Origin of the sequence: Vibrio caribbeanicus ATCC BAA-2122 (genome assembly GCF_000165125.1) — a bacterium.
In the GTDB taxonomy this organism is placed as follows: Bacteria; Pseudomonadota; Gammaproteobacteria; order Enterobacterales; family Vibrionaceae; genus Vibrio; species Vibrio caribbeanicus.
The window spans coordinates 1-17,691 of record NZ_AEIU01000110.1; the positions used below are offsets into that span (position 1 = coordinate 1).

17 protein-coding genes are annotated in these 17,691 nt (G+C 43.1%); 3 read left to right on the forward strand and 14 right to left on the reverse strand.

Features of this window, described 5'->3' with window-relative positions; genetic code table 11:
* From RH40_RS17980 to fabB, 4 genes are all read right to left on the reverse strand, one after another.
* Positions 1-3,112: FimV/HubP family polar landmark protein (locus tag RH40_RS17980; protein ID WP_009603113.1), on the reverse strand; the 3,112-nt coding region annotated here is incomplete at its 3' end.
* Positions 3,113-3,310: 198 nt separating this feature from the next.
* Entirely contained in the window at positions 3,311-4,324 is a 1,014-nt protein-coding gene (locus RH40_RS17985) for an aspartate-semialdehyde dehydrogenase (protein WP_009603114.1), read from the reverse strand.
* Entirely contained in the window at positions 4,321-5,454 is a 1,134-nt protein-coding gene (locus RH40_RS17990) for a 4-phosphoerythronate dehydrogenase (protein WP_009603115.1), read from the reverse strand. The genes RH40_RS17985 and RH40_RS17990 overlap by 4 nt, the downstream gene beginning before the upstream one ends.
* Positions 5,455-5,701: 247 nt before the next feature.
* The gene (fabB, locus tag RH40_RS17995) at positions 5,702-6,913 is read right to left on the reverse strand and encodes a beta-ketoacyl-ACP synthase I (protein ID WP_009603116.1); all 1,212 of its coding nucleotides are present in this window, start codon (positions 6,911-6,913) and stop codon (positions 5,702-5,704) included.
* Positions 6,914-7,041: 128 nt separating this feature from the next.
* Between fabB and mnmC the strand changes: the two genes are divergently transcribed.
* Positions 7,042-9,066: a bifunctional tRNA (5-methylaminomethyl-2-thiouridine)(34)-methyltransferase MnmC2/FAD-dependent 5-carboxymethylaminomethyl-2-thiouridine(34) oxidoreductase MnmC1 gene (gene mnmC, locus RH40_RS18000; protein WP_009603117.1), complete on the forward strand. Its 2,025-nt coding sequence runs from the start codon at positions 7,042-7,044 to the stop codon at positions 9,064-9,066.
* Between the two features lie 60 nt (positions 9,067-9,126).
* Here the strand turns inward: mnmC and RH40_RS18005 are convergent, their stop codons facing one another.
* Entirely contained in the window at positions 9,127-9,390 is a 264-nt protein-coding gene (locus RH40_RS18005) for a YfcL family protein (protein WP_009603118.1), read from the reverse strand.
* Between the two features lie 159 nt (positions 9,391-9,549).
* Positions 9,550-10,080 carry an elongation factor P hydroxylase gene (locus RH40_RS18010; RefSeq protein ID WP_009603119.1) on the reverse strand — a complete coding sequence of 177 codons (531 nt, stop codon included), beginning with the start codon at positions 10,078-10,080 and terminating at the stop codon, positions 9,550-9,552.
* A gap of 212 nt (positions 10,081-10,292) precedes the next feature.
* Here RH40_RS18010 and RH40_RS18015 point away from each other — a divergent pair, with 212 nt between their 5' ends.
* Complete coding sequence (locus tag RH40_RS18015; protein WP_009603120.1) at positions 10,293-10,916, forward strand: trimeric intracellular cation channel family protein; 624 nt, start codon at positions 10,293-10,295, stop codon at positions 10,914-10,916.
* A 45-nt stretch (positions 10,917-10,961) separates the two neighbouring features.
* Here the strand turns inward: RH40_RS18015 and aroC are convergent, their stop codons facing one another.
* Both aroC and prmB read right to left on the reverse strand, forming a co-directional pair.
* On the reverse strand, positions 10,962-12,047 hold the full coding sequence (gene aroC / locus RH40_RS18020) for a chorismate synthase (RefSeq protein WP_009603121.1): 1,086 nt from the start codon (positions 12,045-12,047) through the stop codon (positions 10,962-10,964).
* A gap of 192 nt (positions 12,048-12,239) precedes the next feature.
* The gene (prmB, locus tag RH40_RS18025) at positions 12,240-13,172 is read right to left on the reverse strand and encodes a 50S ribosomal protein L3 N(5)-glutamine methyltransferase (RefSeq protein ID WP_009603122.1); all 933 of its coding nucleotides are present in this window, start codon (positions 13,170-13,172) and stop codon (positions 12,240-12,242) included.
* A gap of 62 nt (positions 13,173-13,234) precedes the next feature.
* Here prmB and smrB point away from each other — a divergent pair, with 62 nt between their 5' ends.
* Positions 13,235-13,765, forward strand: a complete 531-nt coding sequence (gene smrB / locus RH40_RS18030; protein WP_009603123.1) for an endonuclease SmrB — start codon at positions 13,235-13,237, stop codon at positions 13,763-13,765.
* A gap of 15 nt (positions 13,766-13,780) precedes the next feature.
* Here the strand turns inward: smrB and flhB are convergent, their stop codons facing one another.
* From flhB to fliN, 6 genes are read right to left on the reverse strand one after another with little or no spacing between them, the layout of a single operon-like run.
* Positions 13,781-14,911, reverse strand: coding sequence for a flagellar biosynthesis protein FlhB (gene flhB / locus RH40_RS18035; protein WP_009603124.1), 1,131 nt, complete (start codon positions 14,909-14,911; stop codon positions 13,781-13,783).
* Between the two features lie 9 nt (positions 14,912-14,920).
* Positions 14,921-15,703 (reverse strand): flagellar biosynthetic protein FliR, encoded by a 783-nt coding sequence (fliR, locus tag RH40_RS18040; protein ID WP_009603125.1) that lies wholly within the window; start codon positions 15,701-15,703, stop codon positions 14,921-14,923.
* An 8-nt stretch (positions 15,704-15,711) separates the two neighbouring features.
* Complete coding sequence (fliQ, locus tag RH40_RS18045; RefSeq protein ID WP_009603126.1) at positions 15,712-15,981, reverse strand: flagellar biosynthesis protein FliQ; 270 nt, start codon at positions 15,979-15,981, stop codon at positions 15,712-15,714.
* Between the two features lie 13 nt (positions 15,982-15,994).
* Complete coding sequence (fliP, locus tag RH40_RS18050) at positions 15,995-16,867, reverse strand: flagellar type III secretion system pore protein FliP (RefSeq protein ID WP_009603127.1); 873 nt, start codon at positions 16,865-16,867, stop codon at positions 15,995-15,997.
* The gene (fliO, locus tag RH40_RS18055; RefSeq protein ID WP_009603128.1) at positions 16,851-17,261 is read right to left on the reverse strand and encodes a flagellar biosynthetic protein FliO; all 411 of its coding nucleotides are present in this window, start codon (positions 17,259-17,261) and stop codon (positions 16,851-16,853) included. The genes fliP and fliO overlap by 17 nt, the downstream gene beginning before the upstream one ends.
* Before the next feature lie 12 nt (positions 17,262-17,273).
* Positions 17,274-17,690, reverse strand: coding sequence for a flagellar motor switch protein FliN (gene fliN / locus RH40_RS18060; protein WP_009603129.1), 417 nt, complete (start codon positions 17,688-17,690; stop codon positions 17,274-17,276).
* Position 17,691: the final 1 nt, after the last annotated feature.

Genomic DNA, 17,691 nt, shown 5'->3' on the forward strand with positions numbered 1-17,691 from the left:
CGAGCTCATCCACGGTATCTGGCTCAGCCTCGACAGGCTCTTCACTAACGTCAGGAACTTCAAACTCTTCTTCGACTAACTCAGCATCCAACTCATCCATAGTCCCTGGCTCAGACTCGACAGACTCTTCGCTAACATCGGGGACTTCAAACTCTTCTTCAACTGGCTCAGAGTCCAAGTCGTCAACGGCCTCTAGCTCAGCCTTTTCTGATTCATGATCACTTGCATCTGGGGTAAGAGCATCACTATCAAAAGATTGCTCAGATAGTTCATCACTTTGAGGTAAGTCTGTTTGCTCCTGTTGGGCAAGCAGATCTTCCTCAACACTGCTTTGTTGATCGGATTCAAAGTCTGCTTCATCAGCAATTATGCTGGAAGCTTCAGAATGATCGAGTTCCTCGCTTAACTCACTGGCCGAGTCTGATGTGTCAACCGAGGCATCATCATCTAAAGACTCTGAAGAATAAGATGTTTGGAGATCATCGTCCTCACTATGTAAGCCTTCAACCTCTTCTATCGCTGAGGAAAGCCAGTCATCCTCTGGCTCAGGCTCAGGCTCAGGCTCAGGCTCAGGCTCAGGCTCAGGCTCAGGCTCAGGCTCAGGCTCAGGCTCAGGCTCAGGCTCAGCAGTAGCGTGCTCTGTGCCTTCATCGAGTTCAAGTTCTTCATTAGCGCCTGATGAATTTTCGCTCAAATCAATATTATCTAAAAGAGGGTCACCCTCAGGTGCAACACTCAATAGATCATCAACAAATTCATCGCTAGAAAAATCTTTATCATCAGAGGTAGACTGAGAATCAACGAGTTCCTGAGATTCATCATCCCCATCTTTATCTATCTCTGCTAACTCTTCAAAGAGATCGACACCCTCATCGATAACTTCACCTGAATCATCGGCATCCAGAAATTCATCTAATAGTTCAGAACTTTCCCCTAGATCAAGATCCTCACCAGCTACATCATTATCAATAAGAGTGTCTAACTCTGAATCCAAATCAGCAACAGTGCTGTCTTCCGTTTCAGTGATAAGTTCATCAAGTAAATCCGTGCTATCTTCAATAACTTCATCAGCAAGGAGATCTTGATCAGCGATACTCTCCAATTCAGAATCAAGGTCAACGATAGTATCGTCATCAGAATCTTCAATTAGCTCATCAAGCAAATCCGTGCTGTCTTCTATGAATTCATCATCAACAATATCCGTGTCAATCAACTCATCCAACTGTGCATTAAGATCTGAATCAACGGTCTCTGATGGTTCATCGATTAAATCATCAAGAAGATCCGTATTACTTTCATCTAGTGCATCCGCTGTAATTAACTCATCAAAAACTTCGAGATCTTCCGCTGGTTTTTCTGTACCGCCTTCTGGCTCAGCTTCAATAATCTCGTCCAGCAAATCGGTACTGTCAGATTCTAGATCAACATTATCCTCTTCAAGAATATCATCTAGCAATTCTGTCTCATCAATTGCGCTTGCTTCTAATGCGTCAAGGTCTGCCTGAGCATCCATCTGAGCAAAAATATCATCAATTTCACTATCTGCTGCAAGGCTCGGCTCACTGAGGTCAGAATCTAGCTCCTCGCCTAGATCAAACTCATCACTCTTTGCGGCATCGTCACCTGTGCCATCAGTAAGCAAATCATCCAACAACGATTGATCAAGCTCATCACCACCCAACTCCTCATTACTACCATCGCTAGCAAGCAAGGAATCAAGGTCATCTTGAGAGAACTCTTCTCCGTCCGATAAATCAAAGTCACTTTCTTCTGAATCTTCGGATGCAACTTCATCAATTGCACGTTCCATTTCTTCAATGCCAAGTGCTTTTTCATCTCCATTAACACTGATATCACTGCCATTAGATTCGATATCGGCAAGTGACTCATCAAGATCACCATCATCACCGATACCAGCAAACGGATCTTCGCCCTCTTCACCCTCTAGGTTGAAATTCAGATCGTCATCGTCAAGGTCCGCGAATACATCAACGTCACCTTCTTCTGAGCTTTCAGAACCCTCCCCAGATTCTTCGCTGTCTTTCTCTGAGTCTCCAAATAAATCATCATCGAGTAAAAGGTCGTCATCAAGATCTTCATCATAAGTTTCTTGTACCTCTGGCTCAGCAGCAACAGGAGGAGGCTCAACCGGCTCTGGAGGCGTCTCTTCTTTTGATCTCCGGCTGATGAGGAGCACAATAATAATTCCCATAACTAAGCCTGGAATAATCGCTAAAGCAGCAACTAAGCCAGTACTGGAGAGGAGTTGATCCATAGCTGTGGGTGCAAGTTGTCTCTCTTCCTCGACACGCTGACGTTCGGCCTCTAGTAACTTCTCGACCTCATTTCGTATCTTGGTTTCACCCAGTATTTTATCATTAAGAACATCCACCTCAGACTGCACATCAGCAAGCATCATACGAAGCTTAAGGTTTTTCTCTTCTAATGCCTGTAACTCAGTCTCAGAGCTCTCAAGTTGAGTCTCTAGGTTTTTTACTTGCTTATTTTTTTCTTTGGTCACCAGCTTAGCGATACTAACGTCATTGCTACTATTAGACGGAGGAACCATTGAGTCTGTCGTTTCGGCTGGTTTATCGCTAGCTCTCTCTTCAGTTTTTTGGCTTGCTTGTGGAGCCTTGTCTGGCATTGTGTTATTGGCTGGCACCGAACGTGGCAATGTGCGAGCCGTCGAACTTTTTCCTAATCGAGCTTTGTGAGCAGCCATAACATTGACGGCTTCTTGCGTTGAAACCGAGCGTACCTGACTCAAAGAAGGGACTCGAATCGTACTCCTCGGAATTAGCTCGTGAATATTCTGATTAGCGAAGGCTTGCGGGTTGATCTGAAAAATCGCATAGAGTGTTTGTTGAACTGTAACGTCGCTCGCAGGCCGCAATCTGGAAGCAATACTCCAGAGTGTTTCTTGTTCAGTCGTAGGTCCGTAGAAGCGGGTTGGCTCAAATGCTGGCGTTTGGGCATTAGAAAAACGCGGGGAAGACTGTACCTGACCGTCCGGTCCCTTTAAACGAATGCTTTCCGCATTTACGGTAGATATTTGAGTCACGGCAACTATTACAAGTGAGAATAGTAGACGCTGTAGAATTCGACGCATATAAGGCTCAGCTATGTGCTCAATTAAAATAAAGACAATGATCTGTTAAATATATCGGATAAAGCCACTAAAACTATAGGTGTAGAGGTAAAAAATGTGTGTCCTGCGCCATATTCGCATTAATCTCACACAAATTTTCAAAATTTGATTAAAAAAAGCCCCGCAAAGTAGTGGGGGCTCAAAGAAATGAATAATTAATTAATAGTAGTCCCTGATCAAAACTTCAGCGATTTGTACTGCATTCGTTGCAGCCCCCTTTCTCACATTATCAGCAACAACCCACAGGTTGATACCACTATGATGACTAATGTCGTTTCGTATGCGCCCAACCATGACATTATCTTTGCCACCTGCGTCCCGGACTTGAGTCGGAAAATCATCTCCCTCAAAAACGTCAATACCATCGGTTTTAGCCAATAGGTTTTTGACTTCTTGAGCATCGATAGGACTACATGTCTCGATATGTAGAGCTTCAGCGTGTCCGTAAAAAACAGGGACTCGAACACACGTCGGATTGACAGTGATGCCCTGATCATTGAAGATTTTTTGAGTCTCCCACACCATTTTCATTTCTTCTCTGGTGTAACCGTTTTCTAAAAACTGATCAATTTGTGGGATACAATTGAAGGCAATCTGTTGAGAAAATTGCTCACTTTCAGCTGGCAAACCGTTTAAGAGTTTCGCTGTTTGTCCTGCAAGCTCATCAATACCTGCTTTCCCGGCACCAGAAACAGATTGATAGGTTGATACATTGATTCTCTCGATGCCAACAGCATCATAAATAGGTTTAAGTGCCACCAACATCTGAATGGTTGAACAATTAGGGTTTGCAATGATATTGCGATTTCTAAACTCAGCAATCGCTTCCGGATTCACTTCGGGAACGACCAAAGGTACATCGTACTCATAACGAAATTGAGAAGTGTTGTCGATAACCACAACTCCCTCATCCGCTGCAATTGGAGCCCATTTTTCAGAAAGCTCTCCGCCAGCAGAAAACAGAGCAATGTGTACTTGAGACCAATCAAAATTTTCTACATTCTCAACTTTTACTGTTTTTCCACTAAAACGATAGGTCTTTCCCTCGCTTCGCTCACTGGCCAATAAATACAGTTCACCAACAGGAAATTTTCTTTCCTCTAGCACTTCCAATATGGTTTCACCAACGGCACCCGTTGCACCCAAAATGGCAATATTAAATTGCTCGCTCATTCATTTACCTCAACTTGAAAACCAAGTTTTTCTAACATTGTCAGGTGATGATAATCACTGCCTGATACTTTAATGGAACTATATTCCCGACGATCCCAATAGTGTTTACGCATTTTATCGAATGCACCCTGCATATGGATATTACGACGGAAAAGCGCGTCATCTTTTCGCACATCATAAACTAGTTGAGTGATATTGTGCAGTATCGCCTCATTACAGTTTGATTTTAGGTGCAGTGACGGGATAGGTGCTATCGGAAGTAATTCAGCCGCATCTACGTTCAGATCGCGATTTAAAAAACGACAAAAATGATTAAAAATCATAGTGGTCCCCCGAGCTTTACCCTCAAGTCCATAGCCAGCAATATGTGGCGTGGCAAACGCGAGTAAAGGGACTAAGTCTAGATCCACTTGTGGTTCATATTCAAATACATCTAGTACAGCTGTAAAGCCATCGTTTTTTAATAGACGCTGCTTTAGAGCAGAATTATCGACAATCGCTCCTCGGGCAGCATTTATCAGAATCTGATCACCCCGTAAGCTTGATAACCGTGTTTGATCGAATAGATGATAGGTAGGATATTCGCTCTCTTTGGTTATCGGCGTGTGCAGCGTTATAATGTCTGCCTGACCTATCAGGGTCTCAAGTGGAGTAAATTCACGTTCATCACCACATGCCTGCTTTAATGGGTCATTCAGGAGAACTTTTATCCCTATACCTTCCAAACACTGCTGCAGATAAGTACCAACTTCACCAGCACCAATGATCCCAACTGTTTTATCAAAAATTGAAAAGCCTTGTTCCTGAGCGAGCACCAACATGGCACTGATAACATATTCGGCGACCCCAACTTTGTTACAGCCGGGAGCACCTGTAAAATAGATCCCCTTCTGTTGCAGAAGATTCTGATCGACATGATCCATACCTGCCGTTGCACTGCCAACAAATTTTAACTGGTTTGCTCGAGCAATAAGTTCAGAGTCGACTCGGGTCACTGAACGTATCATTAGTGCATCAATATCGACTAAGTCAGAGGCTTCAAGCTCCCTACCCGGCTTTAAAATTACGTTACCGAGCCGACTAAATAGTTGCTCAGCATAGGGCATATTTTCATCTACAAGAATATTCATAAACGAGAAGAGTTATTATGGACTGGTGAAAATATTGTGCAGAAAACCTCAACCAGTGTCGAGTAATAATCTGCACTTTAACTGAAAGAAAAATGCCCGATATAAAATCGGGCAACAATCCAGAACAAAAGGAATTTAGCTCGCTCTCCAGGAACTAAAATCTGCGTCTGTGATTAAACTTGAAAAAGTTTGATCGGCTCTGGAAATCTCGTAGAGCCCAAAGATATTGGGCTCTCATCCTAAGCAGTTATGCCTCAAATTTTTTAATCACAAGCGTGGCGTTGGTACCGCCAAAACCAAAGCTATTAGACATGACAGTATTGAGCTGTGCGTCGCGCGCTTCTGACACAATATCAAGGCCTTGCGCCGCTTCATCTAGATTAGCGATATTGATGCTTGGGGCAATGAAGTTATTATCAAGCATAAGAGTCGAGTAAATCGCCTCATGCACGCCAGCAGCACCAAGAGCATGACCTGTCATAGCTTTTGTCGCTGAAATTGCAGGGCTATTGTCGCCAAAAAGCTCTTGAATAGCACCGAGCTCTTTGACATCACCAACGGGTGTAGAGGTGCCATGAGTATTGATGTAATCAACGCTCTCAACATCTTGCATAGCCATCTTCATACAACGAATCGCTCCTTCACCTGATGGTGCTACCATATCGTAGCCATCAGAAGTCGCACCATAACCCACAATTTCGCCGTAGATCTTAGCACCACGCGCTAAAGCATGCTCCAATTCTTCGACAACTAACATACCGCCACCACCAGAGATTACAAAGCCATCACGATCCGCGTCATAGGTGCGTGAAGCTTGATCTGGTGTTTCATTGTATTTGGTAGAAAGAGCACCCATAGCATCAAACATCATGGTTTGTGACCAATCAAGTTCTTCACCACCACCGGCAAAAACAATATCTTGTTTACCAAGTTGAATAAGTTCCATCGCGTGGCCAATACAATGTGCTGATGTCGCACAAGCTGAGCTCATAGAGTAATTAACACCGCGAATTTTGAACGGTGTGGCCAGACACGCAGAAACAGTCGAAGACATGGTGCGAGGAACCATATACGGCCCAACGCGCTTAACGCCTTTCGCGCGCATCGTATCTGTCGCGACTGTCTGATTCAATGCAGAGGCACCGCCTGAACCTGCAACGATACCAGTGCGATCACTTGAAACCAAGTCTTCAGGTAACCCTGCATCTTCTATCGCTTGCTGCATTGATAGGTATGCATAAGCAGCCGCATCACCCATAAAGCGCATCTGTTTACGATCAATCAATTCTGAAGGATTGATCTTCAAATCCCCCCAAACTTGAGAGCGTAAACCTTGCTCTTTAAATTGTTCAGAGGCAGTAATACCAGATTTACCTGCTTTAAGAGACGCTAAAACTTCTTCGACGTTGTTGCCGATACTTGAGACGATTCCCATACCGGTGATCACGACTCGTTTCATTATGACATTCCTATAATTCAAAAATCAGCTAGATAATAACTAACATATGTGAGAAAAGTGGTCAGCTTTCCCATAAAACCGTACAATAAACCCAATAATATCGCCTTCAATCGCATATCTCAGATACTATGGCCTCAATAACCAACGCAAAACTCGAATGGAATGAGTCAGGAACACCCGTTTCAGACCATTTCGATGATGTTTACTTTTCCAATGTCAATGGCTTGGAAGAAACTCGCTATGTCTTTTTACAAAGCAATCATCTGCCAGAAAGATGGCAAACATATGAACAGAGGCGATTTGTTATTGCCGAAACTGGCTTTGGTACTGGGCTCAATTTTTTAGCAGCATGGCAAGCTTTCGCTGCATTCTTACGAAATAATCCAGGCTCTGTATTAAAAGAATTACATTTTATTAGCTTCGAGAAGTTTCCCGTAAGTCGAGAAGACCTAATCAAAGCGCACAAAGCTTGGCCAGAATTGTCTGAACTTAGTCGAGAGCTTGTTGAGCATTATCCGATCGCCACTCCTGAGTGTCATCGTATCGTTCTTGGCAACGGTGCAATTACATTAGATCTTTGGTTCGGCGATATAAAGGACTGTATGCCAAAGGTGCCAGTAAACGAGAAAGGCCTTGTTGATACATGGTTTTTAGATGGCTTTGCGCCAAGTAAAAATCCTGAAATGTGGAATCAACAACTATTCGACAACATGGTAAAACTGGGGAAAAAAGATTGCAGTTGCGCCACATTTACCGCCGCGGGCTTCGTCAGACGTGGCCTGATTGACGCTGGCTTTGAAATGAAAAAAGTCAAAGGATTTGGCACCAAAAGGGACATGCTTGCAGGTACAATGACCGCAAAGGTGGCACAGTCAAATTTTAAACCTTGGTTTTATCGTGAGTCTAATGAACATGTCAAAAATGTAGCGATTATCGGTGGCGGTATTGCCAGTGCGGCCCTCGCTGAGTCGCTGACAAGACGGGGCCTAAACGTCAGCCTATATTGCCAAGATACTCGAGCAGCACAAGGTGCTTCGGGTAATTTACAAGGCGCAATATACCCGCTCTTAAATGGCGATCACTCAGGGGTGTCTAGGGTATTTACTCCTGCTTTTCTGTTTGCTCGTCAATTTATCAATCAGGCAGCTCAACGTTTCGAGTTTAACCATGATTGGTGTGGCGTGACGCAATTAATGTGGTGTGACGATGCAACAACTAAACTAAATAAAATTCTCAATGCAGGCTTTAACCCTGAGCTTGTCCACTCTCTTGATGCCACTCAGACCAACAATACGGTTGGTTTAAATGTCGACCATCCAAGTATCTATTATCCTTTGGGTGGATGGGTGTGCCCCGCGCAATTGACCGAGAAAATTTTTGAGCATTTGGCGAAACACGATAATTTTCAGCCTTTTTTTGAAACAAAGATTGAACGTTTAGAATGGTGTGATCTTGAGCGTGTATGGTCAATATTTAGTAGAGATAAACAATACGTTCACGACACGGTGATTATAGCCAACGGTCATCAGTTTTCTGATTTTAGTCAAAGCTCCGATCTTCCATTAGGCAAAGTCAAAGGACAAATCAGTCATATCGCGAGCAATTCAGAGCTCGAAAAACTTAATTCTGTCCTCTGTTATGATGGCTATATGACGCCAATCAGTCCTGATAACAATAGGCTTTGTATCGGTGCAAGTTACGATCGCGATAATCTGAACACAGACTTTGACCCTATAGCTCAAGTAGAAAACATCGAGAAACTAAAGAAATGCATTCCTAATAAGGCTTGGACTGAACAAGTAGATGCTTCTGATAATCAATCGAGACAAGGGATACGTTGTGTCAGTCGTGATCACTTACCTTTTGTCGGAAATGTGGGAAAGTTGGAAGAAATAAAAGCCATCTATAACGATCTGCCTAAAAAGAAGAATCAACAAGTCCCGAACGTTTCGAGTCACCCTAATCTTTACTGTCTATTGGGGCTTGGCTCAAGAGGGCTGAGCACTGCGCCACTAATGGCAGAGGTGCTCGCTTCACAGATCTGCCAAGACCCTATCCCTCTCCCTAACGATATTCTCGAACTACTACACCCAAGTCGAATGTGGGTAAGAAAGCTCAAAAAAGGAAAGCCGATAACCGAACAAGATCGTTAGAGTAGAGTACTTGGTTAAATAGTCACGTTGGATAACTCTAACGTGACTATTCAGAAGTGGTTAGGCGTTATTGACCAATTCCAACCACAAATCATTCACGATAATACGATCGGCAGGTGACAACTCTGAGCGCGCTTCATCTAGGCTCTCTTGGATCCGCGTTTTGAGCTGCTCAATATCAGAGATACCTTCTTCCTCACACGCTGCGGCAGAGAGTGAGATATGCCCACGTAAGTACCCACCGGCAAAAAGCTCATCGTCTGAAGCTGTCGCAATACGCATATCAATTAATTCAAGAAGCTGCTCTTCAAATTCAATAATCATGGTGCAATTATGCCTAAGTTATATTCATTCTTAAAAACGCGCGCAAGCTTCTCATATCAGTGAAGGCAAAGCAATCTATTGACTAATAGCAACCCAATATCGAAATTATTTTTGTCGGTTGAACACGCAGAATCGATGAAATAAGCAAACAGCCTATGCTTAAGTCACAACAAATACCTCTTCGGTAAGCTGCGGTGTTTGATAAAACGCACGAAGTGCCTCTGACAACAGCTTGACTCTATGGGGAAGACCACTTTTCAGAATATCGAGGACTTCTCGGTGAACACGAGTCATAAATGCAATTCTGTTTGGCTCAAAGTCACCGTTTAAATTATCACAACTGACTGTAAACGGAAAACCAGCACTTTGAGAGAGGATCCATTCATAAGCTTGGGGGCGTACTTCAACCCGTTCAAATTCTTCCTGACGCGCTTGTGTTCTTCCATCCGGTTCATACCAATAACCAAAATCTTCAAGCAACCTTCTCTGCGGTCCTGCTACGCACCAGTGTGAAATCTCATGAAGGGCTGATGAAAAAAAGCCATTGGCAAAAACAATTCTGTGAAAAGGAGTTTGCTCACTTGCTGGAAGATAAATGGGCTCATCTGTGCCCAATTCAAGCCGAGTTTGAAAGTCCTCAAAAAAGGTATTGTCAAAAATAGTGATTAAATCTTGATATTCATGTTTCATCAGCTGGTTTACAACTTACATTTACTTGGCCAACAATTTTCGCACTTTTAATAGATAAGTCAAAGTTAGATATAATTTGAATTAGAAATTCTAATCCGAAACGTTCGTTTTTACCTATATTTTATCATTCGTCACAGATCACATTTCTCTCTAAAATCTCTTTATCGTTATAGAGAGCTATTTGTTTATCGCCATTATTTGAGATCCCATTCATGTTACTGAGTGTATTGTATATTATTGGTATTACCGCAGAAGCAATGACCGGAGCCATGAGCGCAGGACGTCGTAAAATGGACTGGTTTGGTGTCATGCTTGTTGCCAGCGCAACAGCAATCGGTGGTGGTACAATTCGAGATATTCTACTAGGACACTATCCCTTGGGCTGGGTTGAAAATCCCCAGTTCCTTGCGATCACCTGTATTGCAGGAGTACTAACCACAGGCATTGCAAAATGGATAGTTAAACTAAAAGGCCTCTTTATTCGACTTGATGCACTTGGCCTTATCGTTTTTAGTATCATAGGGACCAAAATTGCCTTGGGGATGGGACTGCATGCTTTAATTTGTATGGTATCGGCACTAGTTACTGGCGTATTCGGCGGTTTGCTGCGTGACTTGATCTGTCGTCAAACACCATTAGTTTTACATGAGGAGCTGTATGCCTCAGTAGCACTCGCCTCTTCTGGGTTATATTTAGTGTTGATCAATTTTTCCGTTAATGACGTTACCGCGACAATAATTACTTTAGTGGCCGGTTATACCCTGAGAATGGCTGCAGTCAGATATAATTGGCGCTTGCCCTCGTTCAATTACGATACCGAAACACCTTTTCATTAAACAAAAAAGAAGCCCACCAATTTGGTGGACTTCATAAATGGCCGCTCAGATAGCTGGAGTTTCTGTCACTACGCCGTGATTCTGCCCTCGATGGCGGAGCAGGTGATCTAGGATCACGATCGCTAACATCGCCTCCGCAATTGGCACTGCGCGAATACCTACACAAGGGTCATGACGGCCTTTGGTGATAAGCTCAGTCGACTCTCCGTTGCGGTTAATCGTCTCACCAGGAACCGTAATACTCGATGTAGGCTTTAGTGCAATGTTAGCAACAATTTCTTGTCCTGTTGATATTCCACCCAATACACCACCGGAATGATTACTTGCAAATCCTTTGGGAGTAAGCGCATCACGATGCTCACTACCTTTTTGCTTCACCACATCAAAACCATCGCCAATTTCGACACCTTTTACGGCATTTATACTCATGAGTGCATGGGCGATATCGGCATCTAAGCGGTCAAAGACTGGCTCTCCTAACCCAACAGGAACTCCCGTAGCCACAACCTGAATTTTGGCACCTATCGAATCGCCCTGCTTTTTTAAATCACGAATAAGCTGATCGAACTCTGAGACTTTATCGCTATCTGGACAAAAGAAAGCATTATTTTCGATCTCATCCCAATCGACTTTTTGAATCGAAACATCGCCCATCTGAGATAAATAGGCTCGGATCTCAATACCAAATTCTTGTTTGAGGTACTTCTTAGCAATCGCACCTGCGGCAACGCGCATCGCGGTTTCCCTTGCCGACGAACGTCCACCTCCGCGATAATCTCTCACACCATACTTTTGATGATAGGTATAGTCTGCATGTCCCGGGCGAAACTTGTCTTTGATCTCAGAGTAGTCTTTTGAACGCTGGTCGGTGTTTTCTATCAGAAGACCGATCGAAGTTCCTGTTGTTTTTCCCTCAAAAACGCCTGAAAGTATTTTCACTTCATCTGGCTCGCGACGAGCGGTTGTGTAACGCGATGTTCCAGGACGACGGCGGTCAAGGTCAACCTGAATATCCGACTCACTAATTTCAAGCCCAGGTGGGCAGCCATCAACAATACATCCGAGAGCTAATCCGTGACTTTCCCCAAAAGTCGTCACGCGAAAATGTTGACCGATACTATTTCCTGCCATTTGTTCCTCAAACTTTTCCGTCCATGTATACCTTTAGGTGTGTACAATTAGGTTTACACTTGAATGATAATAAAATTTATAGTGACTTCATTGTGATTTGATGTAAACCCCTAATCACGATTTATACAAAGAAAAAGCGCCACGTAGACTCTCGACTTGGCGCTTTCAACATAAAACTAACCGTCTAGTTTTTTAGTCTTTATAAAGAGCAAAGTCTTTTGCATGCTCAATCAATTGTTCACGCGTTAGCATAAAGACACCATGCCCACCGTTCTCAAATTCAATCCATGTAAAAGGAATGTGTGGATACTGTTCTATCATATGCACCATAGAATTACCGACTTCACAAATAAGAAGGCCTTTATCCGTCAAATAATCTGGTGCATTGGCTAAAATGCGTCTCACCAACTTAAGACCATCGGTACCTGCCGCTAAACCGAGTTCCGGTTCATGGGTAAACTCATCAGGGAGGCTGTTCATATCTTCCTGATCAACATAAGGTGGATTGGAAACAATCAGGTTGTACTTCTCAACCGTTAAATCCCTAAACAAATCAGAGCGAATAGGAAAGACTTGTTGTTCCATACCATGATCTTGAATGTTTTCCTCTGCAACATCTAAAGCATCTGCAGAAATATCAATGGCGTCTACCTCAGCTTCAGGAAACGCGTGTGCGCAGGCAATGGCAATACACCCACTGCCTGTACACATATCCATAATTCGAATTGGTTCTTCCACCAACCAGGGCTGGAATTGAGCTTCAATAAGCTCGCCGATTGGAGAGCGAGGGACAAGTACACGCTCATCAACGAAAAACTCAAGACCACAAAACCAAGCTTTATTTGTCAAATATGCGGTTGGAGTTCGCTCGTTAATTCGTTTTACCACTCTTTCAACAATTCGCATCCTTTCACTTGTCGTCAAACGTGAATTCAATACGTGTGTTGGCACATCAATCGGTAAATACAGTGTAGGTAAAACCAACTGTACCGCCTCATCCCACGCATTATCGGTCCCATGACCATAAAATAGATTCGCAGCATTAAAGCGGCTCACAGTCCAACGAACCATATCCTGAAGGGTGTGAAGCTCCGAAACCGCTTCTTCTACAAAAATCTTATCCAAAATTGCCTCCAAAAAGCGCTACAATACTGCCATCACATTGTTACAAGTCATATGCAAGTCCCATGAGTAAAAAAGACCAAAACAAAAACGATGATTTTTCTCTGTTCAAAGAAGCAGTACAGGGCGTAAAAAAGTTATCACAGGATACCATAATCCAACAGCCAAAAAGAAATAACAGACAAAAAGAAGTCACTCGAAGTTCCCGTGAAGCGAGTGATAGCGAGTTTTATTTTTCTGATGAATTTGTCCCATTATTGAGTGATTCAGGTCCAACGCGCTATGCAAGAAGTGATGTATCACAATATGAATTGAAACGACTCCGACGAGGCGTTTATGTTCCTGATGTTTTTTTAGATATGCATGGAATGACACAAAATGAGGCAAAGCGTGAACTTGGCGCAATGATCGCCTATTGTGTTAAAAACGAAATCTCATGTGCCTGTGTTCAACATGGTATTGGTAAGCATATTCTCAAGCAAAAAACACCATTGTGGTTAGCCCAGCACCCAGACATTCTCGCATTTCATCAAGCGCCGCTTGAGTATGGTGGCGACGGAGCACTGCTGGTTTTATTATCCATTCCTGAAAAGTAGAGCAGACCAAATTGTCTACTTGCGCAGCTCTGGCGGTATAGGCAAGCTCGCGGAATTGAGCGTGGGTCTTTGACCTCCCCGCTTTCTATACTGCTTCAATTGAAAAACGTAGGCTAATATTTGTGCAACGGCAGTAAAGAGGCCATCTGGAATTTCTTGTTCGAGCTCTGTAGAAAAATATAATGCTCGAGTTAACGGCGGTGCAGGTACTATGTATATATCATGCTCTCGAGCCACTTCCCGAATTTTAAGAGCCATGTGGTCTGTGCCTTTAGCCACAACAATCGGAGCTTTGTCAGTATCTTGTCTGTAACGTAAAGCAACAGAGTAATGCTCTGGGTTAGTCACAATAACATCAGCTTGTGGAACTTCTGCCATCATTCTGCGTTGTGCTGCCTCACGTTGTAGCATCCTGATTCGTCCCTTGACCTCAGGTTTACCCTCTGTCTCTTTATATTCGTCTTTGACCTCTTGCTTAGTCATTTTTAATTGATTGGCATGCTGCCAAATTTGGAAGGGAACATCGATAGCGGCAACCAACAGCAATGTGCAGCTTATAAGTAGAATAAAGTTCAGTAATATATCCAGTGCATGAAAAATATTTTGTGGATACACATCCAAACTCAACTGAAACAAATCTTGCTTAGCATCATTGATAAGATAGAAAGCCATACCCGAGACCAAAGTCACTTTTAAAATCGATTTGATCAGCTCAACCCAACTTTGCACTCCCACCATACGCTTAAGTCCACTGAGAGGGTTCATCTTGGACCACTTAGGCATAGCTGCTTCAACTGAAAAGTTTATCCCACCAACGCCTGCGGCACCAATCAATGCCGCAAGAAAGAGCACTAACAATATGAGTAACAGAGGGAAAACAAGCTCTCCTACCGAGCCAAGAATGATATCAAAAAGTTTATCTAGGTCGAAAATCTCCTCACGAGATAAGTCAAAGAGTCGCCCCATCACCGAAAAAAGGCCTTTGGCTAAAAAACTACCAAACCACATCAATGCAATGGCTCCAATAATGAGCACTGACACTGATGCTAATTCTTTTGAACGGGCAACTTGCCCCTTTTCTCTTGCTTGTTGAAGCCTTCGGGGGGTTGCCTCTTCGGTACGTTCTTGTCCGTCAGATTCCGCCATATCTATGCCTTAACAATCTAACCGAATAAATTTACAAATCTGCTTTTCTCCCTCATGCCACAATAGGTCATAGTGGTTATATAGGCCAGCAATGAGATACCAACAAATCAATAACCCGACCATAAGTGCAAACGCAAAACCCAGTGAGAAAATATTCAATTGCGGCGCAGCTCGAGTCATAACGCCAAACGATAGGTTAATCGTTAGAAGTGCGATAATGCCAGACAAAGACATACTTAACGCAAATTGGAACATGATGCCTAACCACAGTGCCAATTCCCTAAAGTCGACATTGGTCAGTGCTCCCACGCCCACAGGTAATGATTGGAAGCTCATAACAACAAACGTTATCATTTTCAGGTGTCCATCTGTAGCAAGGAAAAACATAGTGGCAAGAAACATAAATAGCTGACCAAGCAAGGGGGTATTTTGGCCGTTAGCGGGATCGACCATAGAAGCAAAACCTAAGCTCGATTGCATACCGAGAATTTGCCCCAAAATAACAAAGGTTTGAATTAAAAACTGAGTAACAGTACCCATCGCAACTCCGATGAGAATTTGTTCTAAAACAGTAATAAAACCAGCAAATGAAAGAAGCTCTATATTTTGAGGCGCTGCAGGAATAACGGGCATGACAGCAAAAGTTATCGCCAACCCCAAATACAATCGGACACGCGTGGAAACAAAGCGAGCTCCAGTGACAGACATAACCATCAACATGGCGCCGATACGAGTATAGGGCCAAAAATAGCTAGCAATCCAATCGAGTACAATATCAGTTGGATATTCCATCGAATCGCCTAATACAGCACTTGTGGTAATCGCTCAATCATACTGAAGAAAAACTCCATCAGAATCTGAGTCATCCAGTGAGCAAACATCATTAAAGCAAGCAAGGTAACAATTAGCCTAGGTAAAAAACTCAATGTCTGTTCGTTGATAGATGTTGCCGCTTGAAATATCGCCACAATCAGACCGATCAACAGACTCGGAATGATAATGGCACATACCATGATAAGTACCACCCAAAGTGCTTCACGAAATAACTCCACAAACATTTCAGGCGTCATAGCGACATCCTCGTCATAAGGCAAAACTGCCAGCTAGAGTGGATAAGATCAAATTCCAACCATCAACTAAAACAAAAAGCATCAATTTAAATGGTAGCGAAACAATCATAGGAGAGAGCATCATCATACCCATGGCCATCAATACTGACGCAACAACTAGGTCAATTATCAAAAAAGGCAAAAATAACATGAAGCCAATTTGAAATGCTGTTTTAAGTTCAGATGTGATAAAAGCCGGTATCAATACTGCCATTGACACATCAGAGGTTGCGGTCGCTGTTGAGCCAGAAATATTAACGAAAGTTTCAAGATCCTTTACCCGAGTTTGTTTGAGCATGAAATCTCTCATCGGGATTTGAGCTAAATCAAACGCTTTCCGAGCAGTGATTTGCTCATTGATGTAAGGTTGGATCGCATCTTCATTTATCTTATTGAGTACCGGCGACATAATGAAAAAAGTTAAAAATATCGCGATACCAACAATGACTTGATTTGATGGTGTTTGTTGCAATCCCATCGCTTGACGCAGGATTGACATCACAACAACGATTCGAGTAAAAGAGGTCATTAAAATGACCATAGCAGGCAAAAAGCCTAGCATGGTCATCAATGCTAATATCTGCAGATTTATTGTGTAATCTTCACTACCATCAGGATTAGTAGTCATAGTGAATGCGGGGATACCACCACCTCCACTACTGCTCGCTCTCGCAACCGTGCGTGCAGCTCCCTGCTCTCTCTCCATTGCACTTACAGTCACCGACTGTGATGGCGCTAAGTTTGCCGGGATAGGGGTACTATTATCATCCTCCGCAAGAGTGCAAGCGGAGAAGAAAAGCCCCAACAAACTGAGAAATAAAATCGAAACTCTAAACTTTTTTGTCATTCTTTTTCAGCAACTGCGTCAATTGGCTAGAAAATGGACCCACAGCTTCATCCTCCAGAGACAAAGGACTCTCCAGTTTAGAAATAAGCTGGATAGACTGGCTAGTAACCCCAACTAAAAATTGCTCCTCTCCCGCTTGAACAATCATAATACGTTCACGATTACCGACGCCAATTTGTCGAACAATACTCAGCCCTCGCTGGTTAACAAGAGAGGGAACTTTCATTCTTTTTAGTCCCCAAGCTAATAAAAAAATAAATCCAACGACAAAAATCAATGAACCAAATGTGCTTAGCCAGTCGATCTGAGCACCTGACTTTGTCGCCTCAGCAAAAGCATATTGAGGAAGAAAACCCAGTAAAAGGCTAGTAGAAAAAAAGCTTCTTAAATTCATACTACGCCTTTTCTATCTCAGCTTCTTAATGCGTTCTGTTTGACTTATGACATCAGTCAAACGAATACCAAACTTGTCATTAACCACAACCACCTCTCCATGAGCGATCAAAGTACCATTAACAAGCACATCAAGAGACTCTCCTGCCAAGCGTTCTAATTCCACTACTGAGCCTTGGTTAAGCTGCAATAGATTTCGGATACTTATCTGTGAACGCCCAACCTCCATTGATATCGTCACAGGGATATCCAGTATAGAGTCAATTTTTCGACGCTCATCATCAGAGAGGGAAGACTGCTCTGAGGTATCCTCAAGCTCATCAAGTTGAGCTGACATTACTTCATCAACATCAATCTCGGGTGCATCAGGATCTTCACCTAACGCTGCGGCCCATTCATCAGCCAACTTTTGGTCTTCACTTGGTTCCATA

What these genes read in the sequence shown, in the direction of transcription:
- RH40_RS17985 (WP_009603114.1), bottom strand. Translation starts at nt 4,324, where the DNA reads ATGAGCGAGCAATTTAATATTGCCATTTTGGGTGCAACGGGTGCCGTT.
- RH40_RS17990 (WP_009603115.1), bottom strand. Translation starts at nt 5,454, where the DNA reads ATGAATATTCTTGTAGATGAAAATATGCCCTATGCTGAGCAACTATTT.
- fabB (WP_009603116.1), bottom strand. Translation starts at nt 6,913, where the DNA reads ATGAAACGAGTCGTGATCACCGGTATGGGAATCGTCTCAAGTATCGGC.
- mnmC (WP_009603117.1), top strand. Translation starts at nt 7,042, where the DNA reads ATGGCCTCAATAACCAACGCAAAACTCGAATGGAATGAGTCAGGAACA.
- RH40_RS18005 (WP_009603118.1), bottom strand. Translation starts at nt 9,390, where the DNA reads ATGATTATTGAATTTGAAGAGCAGCTTCTTGAATTAATTGATATGCGT.
- RH40_RS18010 (WP_009603119.1), bottom strand. Translation starts at nt 10,080, where the DNA reads ATGAAACATGAATATCAAGATTTAATCACTATTTTTGACAATACCTTT.
- RH40_RS18015 (WP_009603120.1), top strand. Translation starts at nt 10,293, where the DNA reads ATGTTACTGAGTGTATTGTATATTATTGGTATTACCGCAGAAGCAATG.
- aroC (WP_009603121.1), bottom strand. Translation starts at nt 12,047, where the DNA reads ATGGCAGGAAATAGTATCGGTCAACATTTTCGCGTGACGACTTTTGGG.
- smrB (WP_009603123.1), top strand. Translation starts at nt 13,235, where the DNA reads ATGAGTAAAAAAGACCAAAACAAAAACGATGATTTTTCTCTGTTCAAA.
- flhB (WP_009603124.1), bottom strand. Translation starts at nt 14,911, where the DNA reads ATGGCGGAATCTGACGGACAAGAACGTACCGAAGAGGCAACCCCCCGA.
- fliR (WP_009603125.1), bottom strand. Translation starts at nt 15,703, where the DNA reads ATGGAATATCCAACTGATATTGTACTCGATTGGATTGCTAGCTATTTT.
- fliQ (WP_009603126.1), bottom strand. Translation starts at nt 15,981, where the DNA reads ATGACGCCTGAAATGTTTGTGGAGTTATTTCGTGAAGCACTTTGGGTG.
- fliP (WP_009603127.1), bottom strand. Translation starts at nt 16,867, where the DNA reads ATGACAAAAAAGTTTAGAGTTTCGATTTTATTTCTCAGTTTGTTGGGG.
- fliO (WP_009603128.1), bottom strand. Translation starts at nt 17,261, where the DNA reads ATGAATTTAAGAAGCTTTTTTTCTACTAGCCTTTTACTGGGTTTTCTT.
- fliN (WP_009603129.1), bottom strand. Translation starts at nt 17,690, where the DNA reads ATGGAACCAAGTGAAGACCAAAAGTTGGCTGATGAATGGGCCGCAGCG.